General features: G+C 44.6%; 16 protein-coding genes. 15 read left to right on the forward strand and 1 reads right to left on the reverse strand.

What is annotated here, in order from left to right; all coding sequences use genetic code 11:
• The first annotated feature begins 4 nt into the window (after positions 1 to 4).
• The 13 genes from DW835_RS03180 (at position 5) to DW835_RS03230 (ending at position 10,340) form a co-directional block, all read left to right on the forward strand.
• Positions 5 to 424, forward strand: a complete 420-nt coding sequence (locus tag DW835_RS03180; protein ID WP_004841005.1) for a nuclear transport factor 2 family protein — start codon at positions 5 to 7, stop codon at positions 422 to 424.
• Between the two features lie 24 nt (positions 425 to 448).
• Positions 449 to 625, forward strand: a complete 177-nt coding sequence (locus DW835_RS17895; protein ID WP_002578900.1) for a hypothetical protein — start codon at positions 449 to 451, stop codon at positions 623 to 625.
• A gap of 121 nt (positions 626 to 746) precedes the next feature.
• Positions 747 to 1,163, forward strand: coding sequence for a DUF523 domain-containing protein (locus DW835_RS03185; protein ID WP_077138745.1), 417 nt, complete (start codon positions 747 to 749; stop codon positions 1,161 to 1,163).
• A 135-nt stretch (positions 1,164 to 1,298) separates the two neighbouring features.
• Positions 1,299 to 1,967, forward strand: coding sequence for a response regulator transcription factor (locus tag DW835_RS03190; RefSeq protein WP_118730683.1), 669 nt, complete (start codon positions 1,299 to 1,301; stop codon positions 1,965 to 1,967).
• Complete coding sequence (locus tag DW835_RS03195) at positions 1,964 to 2,977, forward strand: sensor histidine kinase (RefSeq protein ID WP_118730675.1); 1,014 nt, start codon at positions 1,964 to 1,966, stop codon at positions 2,975 to 2,977. Before DW835_RS03190 ends, DW835_RS03195 begins: the two co-directional genes overlap by 4 nt.
• 101 nt (positions 2,978 to 3,078) lie before the next feature.
• Complete coding sequence (locus tag DW835_RS03200) at positions 3,079 to 3,846, forward strand: ABC transporter ATP-binding protein (RefSeq protein ID WP_118668496.1); 768 nt, start codon at positions 3,079 to 3,081, stop codon at positions 3,844 to 3,846.
• Positions 3,836 to 6,073, forward strand: a complete 2,238-nt coding sequence (locus DW835_RS03205) for an ABC transporter permease (RefSeq protein WP_118730676.1) — start codon at positions 3,836 to 3,838, stop codon at positions 6,071 to 6,073. The genes DW835_RS03200 and DW835_RS03205 overlap by 11 nt, the downstream gene beginning before the upstream one ends.
• Positions 6,074 to 6,085: 12 nt before the next feature.
• The gene (locus DW835_RS18305) at positions 6,086 to 6,394 is read left to right on the forward strand and encodes a hypothetical protein (protein WP_227595903.1); all 309 of its coding nucleotides are present in this window, start codon (positions 6,086 to 6,088) and stop codon (positions 6,392 to 6,394) included.
• Positions 6,357 to 8,039 (forward strand): FtsX-like permease family protein, encoded by a 1,683-nt coding sequence (locus DW835_RS03210; RefSeq protein WP_243037020.1) that lies wholly within the window; start codon positions 6,357 to 6,359, stop codon positions 8,037 to 8,039. The genes DW835_RS18305 and DW835_RS03210 overlap by 38 nt, the downstream gene beginning before the upstream one ends.
• A gap of 150 nt (positions 8,040 to 8,189) precedes the next feature.
• Positions 8,190 to 8,354, forward strand: a complete 165-nt coding sequence (locus tag DW835_RS03215; protein ID WP_117497604.1) for a DUF6440 family protein — start codon at positions 8,190 to 8,192, stop codon at positions 8,352 to 8,354.
• Between the two features lie 55 nt (positions 8,355 to 8,409).
• Complete coding sequence (locus DW835_RS03220; RefSeq protein ID WP_029465871.1) at positions 8,410 to 8,844, forward strand: winged helix-turn-helix domain-containing protein; 435 nt, start codon at positions 8,410 to 8,412, stop codon at positions 8,842 to 8,844.
• 166 nt (positions 8,845 to 9,010) lie between these two features.
• On the forward strand, positions 9,011 to 9,925 hold the full coding sequence (locus tag DW835_RS03225) for a ParM/StbA family protein (protein ID WP_118638070.1): 915 nt from the start codon (positions 9,011 to 9,013) through the stop codon (positions 9,923 to 9,925).
• Complete coding sequence (locus tag DW835_RS03230; protein ID WP_243037021.1) at positions 9,888 to 10,340, forward strand: hypothetical protein; 453 nt, start codon at positions 9,888 to 9,890, stop codon at positions 10,338 to 10,340. Before DW835_RS03225 ends, DW835_RS03230 begins: the two co-directional genes overlap by 38 nt.
• A gap of 30 nt (positions 10,341 to 10,370) precedes the next feature.
• On the opposite strand, the gene DW835_RS03235 is transcribed toward DW835_RS03230, so the two are convergent.
• Positions 10,371 to 10,700 carry a helix-turn-helix transcriptional regulator gene (locus DW835_RS03235; RefSeq protein WP_118638066.1) on the reverse strand — a complete coding sequence of 110 codons (330 nt, stop codon included), beginning with the start codon at positions 10,698 to 10,700 and terminating at the stop codon, positions 10,371 to 10,373.
• Between the two features lie 126 nt (positions 10,701 to 10,826).
• Between DW835_RS03235 and DW835_RS03240 the strand changes: the two genes are divergently transcribed.
• Together DW835_RS03240 and DW835_RS03245 are read left to right on the forward strand one after the other, a co-directional pair.
• Positions 10,827 to 11,381, forward strand: coding sequence for an SLOG family protein (locus DW835_RS03240; RefSeq protein ID WP_243037023.1), 555 nt, complete (start codon positions 10,827 to 10,829; stop codon positions 11,379 to 11,381).
• Positions 11,382 to 11,996: 615 nt separating this feature from the next.
• Positions 11,997 to 12,560 carry a sigma-70 family RNA polymerase sigma factor gene (locus tag DW835_RS03245; protein ID WP_118730677.1) on the forward strand — a complete coding sequence of 188 codons (564 nt, stop codon included), beginning with the start codon at positions 11,997 to 11,999 and terminating at the stop codon, positions 12,558 to 12,560.
• Positions 12,561 to 12,572: the final 12 nt, after the last annotated feature.

A 12,572-nucleotide genomic window follows, 5' to 3' on the forward strand; every position in this document is an offset into this window, starting at 1 on the left:
TATCATGAATGAACGAGAAAAAACAATCCGATTATGGTTTGATATGTGGCTCAATCAGCAGGATATGGGCATTGATGATATTTTTACAGAAGATGTAATCTATACAGAAAGCTGGAGTCCCCAGTATAACAACCGAAAAACAGTAAAGCATTGGTTTCAGGAATGGAATACCCGTGGCAAGGTGGTCATTTGGGAAATCAAGCAATTTTTTCATAAGGGAGATCAAACGATTGTGGAGTGGTATTTCAAAAATGAAATGAACAATGGAAGTATAGAGGAATTTGATGGAATCTCGCTGGTTGAATGGACAGAGGATAATAAAATAAAGGCATTAAAAGAATTTGGGTGTAATCGCAATACCTATAATCCATACCAGGAAGGCGATACCCCTCAATTCAAAGCAGAAAAAGCGAATTGGTTTTGAATTGAGTGCTTATGGAGGTAAAATATGATGTATCGGACAGAATTAGTAGAAGGAATTACCGTGGAAAATGTAACAGAGAAAATCAATGCAAAAATAGAAGAAATGGAAAAGGAAAGCTATCGACTTGTTACGATGTCTTTTTGGGGAACCGAAAGAGCTGTACTGGTTTTCAAAAAAGGGTTAAAGGGTAGTTTGCTTTAACACATAGTTTGCTTTTGAACTGTCGTCTATGGTGCGTTGACAGACTGGTAATCTCGACTATTCGTTAAAGGACTTTATTGTGGACTGTTCGAGCAAGCCATTGGGCTTTGAGGTGACAAATATGAAAGTATTGGTCAGTGCCTGTATTATGGGAGAGAACTGTAAATATAATGGGAAAAACAACAAAAATTCAGCAGCTATCCATTTTTTAAAAGATAAAGAAGTGATTTCTATCTGCCCGGAAGTATTAGCAGGAATGGAAACTCCCAGACCCTGCGCAGAAATTGTGAATGGGAGAGTAGTTGATGAAAACGGAAATGATGTTAGTTTAGAATATAATAAGGCAGTGGCAGTTGCATTATCGAAAATTCAGAATGAAGAGATTGATTTAGTTATATTACAATCCAGAAGCCCTACCTGTGGTGTTAATCAGATATATGATGGTAGCTTCACTGGAAAGTTAGTTTCTGGAATGGGTTTGTTTGCAAAGGCATTAAAACAAAAAGGATATCATGTCATTGATGTTGAAGAAATATAAGTTTACCATTTTTCATTTGTTGAGGGATAAGGTTCCTAACGCATTAAGGCTGCATTTTTATATTCGCCTGATGCAAATGTCAATGGGAGCATGAGCGACTATATCATAGAATATTATTTTTTCACGGAGGCTGATATGAAAGAAAAAATATTGATAATAGAAGATGATCCGTTGATACGGAATGAATTGAAAACGCTGCTGCAAAGCAATGGCTATGAAGCGGCGGCTCCGGAAGATTTTTCTGATGTGATTAATCGGATCAAAGCCGAACAGCCACACTTGATTTTAATGGACATCAAGCTACCGGGAACCAATGGCTTTTCTCTCTGCACCGAGGTTCGCACATTTTCCGAGGTGCCGATTATTTTTGTGACAAGCTGCAACACGGATATGGATGAACTGAATAGCATCATGCTGGGCGGAGACGCTTTTATCACGAAGCCCTATAACACAGCAATCCTGCTTGCGAAAATTGCTTCTCTGCTGAAGAAAGCCTATCCCGCACAGCAACGGGAACAGATCGCCTATGGAGATGCGGTGCTGCATCTGGAATCCAGCAGTTTGGACTATCATGGACAGAGCGTAGAACTTACTAAGAACGAATTGAAAATTCTCTATTACCTGTTCAAGAACGGAGGGAAAATCTGTTCTCGTGGAGATATGATTGAGTATTTGTGGGACAATCAGCTATATGTGGATGACAATGCTTTGAGCGTCAATATCAACCGCATCCGGGAAAAACTGGCGGGCATCGGTCTGACGGATTTTATCAAGACAAAGCACCGACAGGGGTACACGATATGAACAGCAGACGATATTGGAAAAACAGGCTGCCATTTCTGCTGACGAACCTTGTTTGTATGGCTGCACTCACTGTATTTTTGCTGGTGTGCGGCAATTCGGTTTCCGCAGTAGTATTGATCCTGATTGTATGGGCATTGGTTTTGCTGATGGGACTTGTCCTCACTTACTGGAAACGAAAGCGGCAGATGAAAAAACTTCTGGATATGGCAGAGCAGCTCTCTGAGAGATACCTTATTTCCGAAGTGATGGAGCTGCCGGAGCAGGCTGAGGATCAGGTTTACTATCAGCTTTTGAAAATGGCTGGAAAATCCATGTTGGAGCAGATCGGGGAGGTCGAGCGGGAACGCCTGGAGTACAAGGAATACATTGAACAATGGATTCACGAAATCAAAACGCCCATTACTGCCATGAAACTTCTATGTGAAAACCATCGGATGGACTGGACAAAAGAACTTCTGCTGGAACTGGAAAAGACCAATCGCTTTACCGAACAGGCTCTTTATTATGCCCGCAGTGAGCATACAGAGAAAGATTATTCTGTCCGGGAAATGGCACTGTCCCAAGTGGTGCATCAGGCGATTGCAGATAATAAATATCTGCTGCTCCAAAGTGGTATGCGTCTGGAGGTGGAGGAAATGCAGGACACGGTTTATTCAGATGAAAAGTGGGTGCGCTTTATTCTGAACCAACTGATTGCCAATGCGGTCAAGTATCGTACGGAACAGCCGGTTCTCCACATTTCTACTCATAAACGGCAGGATCAGGTTGTTCTTGTCGTGGAGGACGATGGAATTGGGATTGCTGCGTCCGATCTGCCCCGTATCTTTGAAAAGGGATTTACCGGTCAGAATGGTCGTATGGTCCAGCAGTCCACAGGCATTGGCCTGTACCTATGCAAACGGCTTTGTGAAAAGCTGGGCATTGGCATTACGGCGGAGTCGTCGGAACATGGCACAGCAATTTCCCTTTCTTTTCATATTAACTGTTTGATTCATGAAGTGCAGAGCTGAGAACCGTTCTGCACTTCTTACATTTTTGTTAGAACTTTGTAAGAAAACTTGATACAAACGAAGCCGCTCTTATTTTACAATAGAGATCAGAGGTGATAACAATGAAAGAAATTTTGAAACTGGATCATATCCAAAAATATTACGGAAATAGTGGGAATGTTACAAAAGCAATTCAGGACATCAGCTTTTCCGTTCAGGAGGGGGAATTTGTAGGAATCATGGGAGCATCCGGTTCCGGCAAGACCACCCTGCTCAACTGTATTTCCACCATTGATACCGTCAGTGCGGGACATATCTATCTGGATGGAACCGATGTGACGGAAATCAATGAAAAACAGATTGCCCGGTTTCGCCGGGAAAATCTTGGATTTGTGTTCCAGGATTTTAACCTGCTGGACACGCTGACCATTTCGGAAAACATAGCCCTGGCGCTGACCATCAACAAGGTTCCAGCAGGCGAGATTGATGGACGGGTGCGGGAAATGGCCGGAAAGCTGAATATCATGGATATTCTGGATAAGTACCCATATCAGGTGTCCGGCGGCCAGAAGCAGCGGTGCGCCTGTGCCAGAGCCATTATCAATCAGCCTAAGCTGATTTTGGCGGACGAGCCTACCGGCGCATTAGATAGTCATTCGTCCCAGATGCTGCTTTCTACGATCCAGAGTATCAACGAAGATCTCGGAGCCACAATCCTGATGGTGACACACGACGCTTTCTCGGCAAGCTATGCCAATCGTATTCTCTTTATGAGGGACGGGGCGATCTTTACGGAAATCCGTAAGGGTGGTGATTCCCGCAGGACTTTCTTTGAAAAAATCCTGGATGTCCTCACCATGATGGGAGGGGGCATGAGTGATGTACGCTAAACTCATTTTCAAAAATGCAAAGCGGTCTGTGAAGGACTATTTGATTTATATTGTGACCATGACACTCTGTGTCACCCTGTTCTATGCGTTTTTATCTATCAGCAGCACCCATTATCATCCGACCATTGGTGCGGAATATAATATTTCCCTGCTGGCTGGAGGTATGAAACTGGCAATTTGCGGGATTAGTCTGCTTCTTTTGTTCCTGATCCACTATGTCAATCGTTTCATGCTGAGAAAAAAACAATCGGAGTTTGCAGTTGAGGCAACCTTGGGAATGGAGCAAAAAACCATAGGACTGCTCTTTTTTGGAGAGACTTTTTTCCTGCTCATATTCTCTGTGTCGGTGGGAATCCTTCTGGGGATGATCGTTTCTCAGGTCATTACGGCTATGCTGCTTGCTTCTTTTGGGGAACCCTACGCTTTTTCTTGGTCTTTTTTTCCAGATACTGTGCTGCTGACCGTGGGCTTCTTTGTTGTTTGTCAGATTCTGGTTGGAGTCGGGAATGTCAGAATTCTCAACAAAAGCAGGATTATTGAACTTATGACGGCAAACCGTCAGAATGAAAAACCGCTTCATAAAAGCAGATGGATGCCGATGATCTGTATTTTCTATGGCATTATGCTGCTGTGGATGCTGGAGGTAGGTGCTGTAAAATATCATTTTTACTTCGATCCCAGACATCCGCTTCCTGTAAAGCTCATGTATTGGGGGAATGTCCTTTTCCCTGCACTGACGCTGCTTTGGGCAATCGCAGGTGCTGTTTTACACAGAAAAATAGGATTTTCCCGATATCTTTGTGGGCTTCTGGCTGGTGCTGTATTGACCGCTATCCCGATTTTTTCCATCGCAGAACTGGAAAAAGCCTACTTCCTTGGATTTGACGCCCCAACTCTGAATCAATATTTGCTGTTTGGGGTTGCGGATATTTTGTTTATCATTTCCGCAGTCATTTATTTATCGAATGCGGCGCTCCTATACTGGAAGGAGTCTAAAGTGTCCCGCAAATATCACAATACGAGTTTATTTCTGTTTGGACAGCTTTCCTCTAAGCTGGCTACCAATACGAAAACGATGACGATAATTTGTGTGACCCTGACTTTTTCTATCTGCTTGTTTGTCATTGCGCCAGTTTTGACAGGATGGAGTCTGGGCTATTTGGATAGTCGGGCAGTCTATGATATTCAAATTTCAAGCCGCTACAACGATGTTTATGAAGTGGAAAATCTTCCGGATACAGACTATGGGGAAATTACTGCGTTTATAGAACAAAACAACATAGCGATAAAGGACGATTTGACTTTTTCGGAATATCTTCCCCAAAAAAGCGACTTTCACCAGCGGGTAAAGTACGATTTTCCTCCCTTGGCAATTGCACTGAAGGATTATAACGCTGTTCGGAAAATGTTGGGATATGAACCTATTACCTTACAAACGGATGAATTTGCTACCCACTGGCATCGTGCGGCAGAGGACAAGGATATTGAAAACTACATCGCTAAGCATACCTTACTGGAAACTGACGCAGGCACCCTGAAACTCAGTGAGAACGCCGTGTTTCAGGAGCCTGTGGGGGAATCTATCTATAATCTTTATACAGATGTGGTGTATATCATACCTGACGAGATAGCGCAAGTCTTGCTTCCGGTACAGAGCAACCGATTTGTGATGACCCAATATCCGCTTCCCTTCAAAACGGCAGAAATGCTGGAACAGCTTCTTGGGCGTTCTTATCCAGAAGATCCTGATAAAGACAATCTGGCAGGATACAGTACAACTGTCCATACTACGGAATTGAACCGTATAATCGCCCTTAACTTTATCCTAAAAGCGTCCTTGATCTATGGTGCAATTGTGCTGATGGTGATGTGTCTTACCGTGCTGGCTCTTCAGCAGCTCCTAGATGCAGAAAAAAACAACTACAGATTTTCGGTTCTGCGAAAAATGGGAGTGGAAGAGAAGGACCTGCATACTTTGGTTCTAAAACAGCTTGGTGTTTGGTTTGGAATGCCGATCACAGCGGCAATCGTTTTAGCAATGATTGTGATTGGCTATTTTCTTCAAAGTGTTTCTGCTGAAATCTCAGCTTATATTGGCTGCGGAGCCTTGATGCGGCAAATAGGTATCATTGTCGGGATTTTCGCTTTGCTGCTGAGTTGCTATTTTCTCAGTACATGGCTGCTGTTCCAGCGTTCAATTCGCAGCAACTCCGATAGTGTAAGGTGATGGGAGGAAGATATGTACTGGAAGTTAGCAATTCAAAATATCTGCAGAAGCCTGCGGGATTATATCATTTACTTTGTGACGCTTACCTTGACTGCGGCATTGATGTACTCATTTTTGGCATTGGGCTTTTCATCAGATGTTCTTGCTATGGCAGAAAATATGTCGATGCTGACTACTGGAATTTTGCTTATGTCAGCTCTGGTTGCTTTTCTGTCCTCGTTTGTGATCGGTTATGCGATCCGCTTTATGCTGGAAGGAGTTTGCAACCTACGAACTGATTGGCATGGAAGCAAAGACAGTACGGAATTTGTTCCTTGCTGAAAGCAGTATCATCGGTACAGGAGCCTTTCTGCTTGGTTCTTTGGTTGGCACAGGGCTTTCCGGTTTGCTGAATCAGGTGGTAAAAAATATCTTTGAGGTGCCGCATACCTATCAGGTTTCCTTTTCTCTCCAGGCATGGGCAGTAACATTTTTGTTTTTTGCCTTGATGTATGGTTTTGGGATGCTCCGAGCAGCAAAGATTATCCGGCATCAGAAAGTAATCGATTTGCTGTATGATAACCGCAAGAATGAAGAATACCGTTTTAAATCATGCAGTCGTAGTCTTCTGGTAGTATTGCTTTCAATAGCCGCAATGGTTGCAGGCGTGATTTTGCTTGGGCGGATGCTTCAGACACAAACCAATGAAGCATTTTTGTACCTTGGCGGAGCCTGCCTGCTCATTCTGGTGGGGGTTTACGAGCTGCATCGCCAGATTCCGCTTTTGCTGCACCGATTTGCAAAACAAAATCTGCGCCATAAGTACAAAGAAGAAAATCTGTTCTTCCTGGGGCAGATTGGGCGGCGCATCCATTCTGCTGGCCGGACAATGGCTGTGGTGGCGATTCTTTTAACCATATCTCTGGCAACCATGTTTGTGGGGCTTACCATGGGAGCAGGCTACAAAGCCAACATGAAAGCCTATTATCCCTATGATGCAGGCGTGGCGATTGATGCACCTTTGGAAAAATCCAACATGGATTCCATCGTTTCCTTTACAGAGGAGCATTGTGGAGTCGAGGATTCTGTGAGTTATTATCTGTATGCGGTTCCTGAAAAACCGATCGAAGCCTTGTCCTTGTCCGACTATAACCATTTGCGTGAAATCCTGGGGCTTTCTCCTGTTTCCATGAGCAACAACGAATTTTTGGTTCATTGCGATACATGGAACTATATGGACGGAATCCGACAGGGCTTGGCGCAGCAGCCGGAGATCACATTCAATGGTCGGACCTTGTCTGCTGCGGAAACGCCGATCCTGACGGAGCCGATGGAGCAGTATCAAATGGCCGGAACGAAGGGATATGTACTTGTTCTGCCGGATGAAGCAGCTTCACAATTCGTCGGAGAAAAAATCCGTCTGGCGATGAAACTGGAAGATGGCGGATACCCGGAATTGAAAAGCGACTTGAAGCAATTCCTGAACAGTGGGAAATGGCAGCCGGAATTGCAGTCCGGTCAACAGCTTCCGGAAAAAGTAACGATGGGTGTTACAGTAAAGGCGTGGGGCGTTGCCAATTCGCTGACGGGATTTACAGCTATTTCGTTCTGCGGATTGTATTTAAGCATTATTTTCATCATTCTATCCTGCTCGGTTCTTGCATTTGAGCAGCTTTCTGCCATAGACAAAAACCAGAAGAATTATGCAGTCATTGACCGTTTGGGTGTACCGAGCCACAGGCAGGCTTCCCTGATCCGCAGGGAACTGTCCACAGTCTTTTTGATCCCACTGCTATTCCCTCTTTTGCTGACGGTTTTACTGATCACAGGGGCACAGTTCTTTTTCGGAGAGGCAATCTTGCAGCAGGGACTTGTACCTCTTTATGGTCTGGTGACGATCCTGCTATTCTGTGCAATCTACCTGACCTATTTTGGTGCAACAATGTTCTTATTCAAACGGGTTATTCTTCGACCGGAAATGAGATAAAAATTGAATTGCTACAAAAATGAAGCAATTCCGCCTGTTTTCTTGCCGAAAAAGAAAGAGGTTAGGAGATTTCTGCAACATTTGGCCTTTATCATAGAGTAATAAATTAGAAATGCTGATACCTTACACCATGCAAAGGAGTGGATTACTATGGCAAACAAAGAAAAGCGCTTTGAAACAATCTATACACAGGGAACTTCCTTGAGTATTGTTGTAGACACCGAAACAGGTGTAAACTACCTTGTCCATGATACGGGGATTACCCCTTTGCTGGATAAAAACGGAACAGTCGTTATTACTGAAATAAACAAGTAAACTTTATATTGGTTGCAGGGTATCAGCATTCTAATTATGAATAAGGGAGGGACATATGGGAAAAATCTTTGTATTGTCGGTAACAGACCATGAAGAATATATACTTAGCAGAATTATGGAGATTATTGCAGCCGAGCCGGGATTTGACCATATTGTGTCATCTCACCCTTGTAATACTCTTGTTTTTCCGGGATTGGAGCTTCGCCTGAAGGAGAGAACTGTACACCGAAACGGCGAGTTGATTTCTATGACCCATCGGGAATTTGCGACATTGGTATACTTAGCAAACCACCCATCCTGGGTATTTTCTGCCGGGCAGATCTATGAAGAAGTGTGGGGTGAGGATGGTGAAAACTGCGGAACAGCCGTTGCCAGCGTCATTGGTCAGATCCGCAGAAAACTGACTCCGGATATGCCGAAAGCGGGTTATATCCGTACTGTTTTGGGGAGCGGATACAAATTTGAAGTTCCGCAGGGTATGGCAGAATAGAACAATCAAATATATATTAGCTGCGATATTATGAAGCAGTCCAAAGCGGGAAACCCTTATGATGGGTCTCCTGCTTTTTGTTTTCATAAAAATAGTGTGTGATTGTTGAGAATAGGCGTCATATAGGCGTAAAGGATATGTATAAAGTAAAAAGGAGGCATTACATATGCTTATTGGCGTTGATCATGGCAACAAACAAATTAAAACGGTTCATTGCAACCCCTTTGTGTCCGGTCTGAAGCAGAGTGTCACCCGTCCCTTTGGACAGAATGTACTGAGGTATCAGAATACCTACTATACGCTGTCTACTGAGCGGATTCCTTATCGGAAAGATAAAACGGAGGATGATCGCTTCTTTATCCTGACCCTATTTGCTTTGGCTGGTGAGATTGAAGCGAGGGGGGCATATTCCTCAGAGGTGCAGCGTATCCAACTGGCGGTAGGGTTGCCGCCGGCACACTTTGGCGCCCAGGTGGAGCGGTTTACACAATACTTTGGGCAGCGGGGAATGGTAGAATTTGAGGTGCAGGGCAAGCCGTACTCCATCTATATTGAAGATGTGGCCTGCTTTCCCCAGGCTTACGCAGCAGCGGCCACCATGCTTCACACGCTTGTGGAGGAGCCCAAAGCGGTAATCTTGGATATTGGCGGGTTTACTGCCGACTATCTGCTGATGAAAAACGGAGAGATTGACCTTACCTCCTGCGATTCGTTAGAAAATGGTGTGATCCTGTTGTACAATAAGGTGCGTTCCAAGGTGAATTCGGAGCTGGACCTGCTGTTGGATGAAGGAGATGTGGACGCTATCCTGATGGGGAAGAAGACCCAATATCCAGACGCAGCTATACGGCTGACAGAGCAGATGGCACAGGAATTTATCAATGATCTGTTCAGCACGCTGCGAGAGAGGATGTTGGATTTGCAATACTGCAAGGTAGTATTTGTAGGCGGTGGCGCCATTCTTTTGAAGCGACAGATCGAAACTTCGGGCAAGGTGGGAACACCATTCTTCGTACCGAAAATCAATGCAAATGCGGATGGCTATGAGTATCTGTACCGGATTGAAACAGCAGGCAGGTGATGGTATGGGCGAGAAAAAAGAACGAGGGCGGTTTACGCTGCGATTCAATGAGGGAGATCCCATACACGAGACTGCCATTGGATTACTGGAGCTGCAGAGTCCACGTACAAAAGCACAGTATGTGGCAAATGCAGTGGTCTACTATAATGAGCACTTTGGGCAAGAGCCGCAGCCGCTAAATGCTTCAATCATCAGCAAAGAAGCGGTGGTGGCTATCGTCAAAGAGATTTTGCGGCAGGAAGGTATGGGACAGGAAAAAGCAGAAGAGCAGATTCCTACAGCCAGATTGGTGGAGAAGCCTGCAGCGCCTGTGATGCTTTCGACTGCACAGGAAGTGGACGATGATCCGGAAATGGACGATAGGACACGCAGCCTGATTGCCAGTACTTTATCTGCGTTCCGCAGCCGGGGATAATCAAAAGAGGCATGGGAGCCAGTGATGCTCCTATGCCTCTTCCTGTATGGCCGCGATAAAACTGTCTAAAATATCTTCAAAATGCCTGTATTGTTTGGGTGTTAGTGTGGAAATCTTCTCCATAAGAAGGGAGGAATCTGTTTCTGTGATGACGCCTCGCAACAAATACTCGGTGCTGATGTTGAGTGCATCACAGACTTTAAGGATCGTTTCAGGTCTCATAGCCTTTTGACCCAGTTCTGCGGTGGAGATGGTCTGTGGTGTGACATGAGCCAACTCTGCCAGAGTTTCCTGGGTCATATTCAGTTGTTTCCTCCGGTCGAAGATCCGTTTGCCCATATCTTTCAGTAGATTATCCATGCGTCACCTCCATGCTATAGTTACATTTTATCCTCTATGACATGGATTATTAAGCGGTCATGGTTGATTTATCTCGTCTATGGCAAGTATAATAGACAAAGAAGTATGCTGGGAAAGGAGAACCATATGAACAGTTTTTCGTGTGTGATTACAGGCCACAGACCGACCCGTTTTAAGTTCAAATATAACGAAAAGGACAAGCGTTGTCAGCGGATCAAAAAATGTCTGCAGGAGCAGCTTATACGGCTTTATAATCAGGGAGTACGATGCTTTTGGGTTGGGGGAGCAATGGGAGCTGATATGTGGGCAGCAGAGATCCTGCTGCGAATGAAAGAACAGACAATGTATCAAGATGTGGAATTGTGTCTGGCTCTCCCTTTTGAGGGTTATGATGCAGGCTGGGATGACTGGCATCGAAAGAGGATGGGGTTTATTCGCAAATATGCTGCGAAGGTCTTAATCTTGGGTGAAATGCCATCAAGTGACAATTATAAGAAACGCAATTACTATATGGTGGAGCAGGCCGGATATATGGTGGCTGTCTATGACAATACACACAATATGCGGTCTGGAACCCAGCAGACTGTCAACTATGCAAAAAAGAAAGGACTCCAAATCATTTATATCCATCCAGATACGGCACAGGTAACGACGGAAGATGCAATTTTATGGAAAAAATAAAGGAACAGCTCCAAAACAGGAAAGAGGTGTGACCGTTTTGGAGCCTGTTTTGTCATATAATGTCGAACGATTTTCTCTTTTCTCGAAGGTGATTCCAACGCTACTCCAAAAGTTTCCGAAAACTGTCAGTTACACTGTAATTATGGCAGTAATCCCAAAAATCAATGAAAATTCGATAAGCGGAGGTGGGGGTATGAGATCAGTACGATACCCAATGAAAATCGGAAGAAGAAGGCGGTCTTTATCCTGACAATAAGGATGGAGGCCGCCTTTTGTTTTAATTTAATAGAATAGCTGGAATAGCATTTGAAAAAAGTATTATTTCACAATTTAACAATTATCAGCAGGGCGGCAGCGTTGCGCTGCCATATCGCGAAAGAAAGGGGATGATGCAGGCCGCCTGTGTGCCGTCCGCATAACTGCGGACAGGGAGTAACGATGTTATGGAGAAAGGATTCCACAACATCGAGCAGTTCATTGCTTTCATAACTCCAGGACACACGGCTTTTCATGAACGGCTCTCAATAGGGGTGCATCGTCGAGGCAGGACAAGGGAGTTCTCTCCACATAAGGAAAAACCTCCGCCTGCTCGGACGGTATCTATTGAACTGCTCGATGCAGCAATTCAAGGAACAGCTGGTTTTGTCCATTGGTACAAAGCTGGCTGTTTTTCTCTATCACAGCCAGGTTTTGTCCGGTGCAGGTCACCGCCAGAAGCTCAGGAAATCCATCGGAATTCTTGAGACTTTTGGAGGTAAAGCCATGTGGCAACGGAACAATGGGCAGGCAGAAGATGACCTGCAATTCAGGTTTACAGCATATTTAGTTTCGGCGGTCAAGCGCCGCAGAAAAGATTATTTGATCCAGTTTTATAAGCGCAGCAGTATAGAGAGTACTGTGGAAGTGGTCTATGAGTCTGAACCCAGCTCAGAGGAAGTGGTCTTGGACAGATTACCGCTTATGGATGTCATTGAGAATGGAGCGCTTCTGGAGGCGTTGCAGAAACTCAATGAACGGGAACGCCAGATATTTCTGGCTCGAACGCTGGAGGAAGAAGATTTCGAGACTCTGGGAGCAAAGTTTGGGCTGTCCTACAAAGGGGTGGCTGCACTTTACTACAGGACGATCCAGAAAATCAGAAAGAGCATTGAAGGAGCATTCCTGTTAAGTAACAAATAACCGGTTTGCAAA

The sequence above is a fragment of the Clostridium sp. AM34-9AC genome, from assembly GCF_003480225.1.
Classification (GTDB): Bacteria; Bacillota; Clostridia; order Lachnospirales; family Lachnospiraceae; genus Acetatifactor; species Acetatifactor acetigignens.

Coding starts and splice junctions, on each gene's coding strand:
- DW835_RS03195 (WP_118730675.1), top strand. CDS start 1,964: ATGAACAGCAGACGATATTGGAAAAACAGGCTGCCATTTCTGCTGACG.
- DW835_RS03245 (WP_118730677.1), top strand. CDS start 11,997: ATGCAGCAATTCAAGGAACAGCTGGTTTTGTCCATTGGTACAAAGCTG.
- DW835_RS03220 (WP_029465871.1), top strand. CDS start 8,410: ATGGGAAAAATCTTTGTATTGTCGGTAACAGACCATGAAGAATATATA.
- DW835_RS03235 (WP_118638066.1), bottom strand. CDS start 10,700: ATGGATAATCTACTGAAAGATATGGGCAAACGGATCTTCGACCGGAGG.
- DW835_RS03205 (WP_118730676.1), top strand. CDS start 3,836: ATGTACGCTAAACTCATTTTCAAAAATGCAAAGCGGTCTGTGAAGGAC.
- DW835_RS03210 (WP_243037020.1), top strand. CDS start 6,357: ATGGAAGCAAAGACAGTACGGAATTTGTTCCTTGCTGAAAGCAGTATC.
- DW835_RS03190 (WP_118730683.1), top strand. CDS start 1,299: ATGAAAGAAAAAATATTGATAATAGAAGATGATCCGTTGATACGGAAT.
- DW835_RS17895 (WP_002578900.1), top strand. CDS start 449: ATGATGTATCGGACAGAATTAGTAGAAGGAATTACCGTGGAAAATGTA.
- DW835_RS03185 (WP_077138745.1), top strand. CDS start 747: ATGAAAGTATTGGTCAGTGCCTGTATTATGGGAGAGAACTGTAAATAT.
- DW835_RS03240 (WP_243037023.1), top strand. CDS start 10,827: ATGAACAGTTTTTCGTGTGTGATTACAGGCCACAGACCGACCCGTTTT.
- DW835_RS03225 (WP_118638070.1), top strand. CDS start 9,011: ATGCTTATTGGCGTTGATCATGGCAACAAACAAATTAAAACGGTTCAT.
- DW835_RS03180 (WP_004841005.1), top strand. CDS start 5: ATGAATGAACGAGAAAAAACAATCCGATTATGGTTTGATATGTGGCTC.
- DW835_RS18305 (WP_227595903.1), top strand. CDS start 6,086: ATGTACTGGAAGTTAGCAATTCAAAATATCTGCAGAAGCCTGCGGGAT.
- DW835_RS03200 (WP_118668496.1), top strand. CDS start 3,079: ATGAAAGAAATTTTGAAACTGGATCATATCCAAAAATATTACGGAAAT.
- DW835_RS03230 (WP_243037021.1), top strand. CDS start 9,888: ATGAGTATCTGTACCGGATTGAAACAGCAGGCAGGTGATGGTATGGGC.
- DW835_RS03215 (WP_117497604.1), top strand. CDS start 8,190: ATGGCAAACAAAGAAAAGCGCTTTGAAACAATCTATACACAGGGAACT.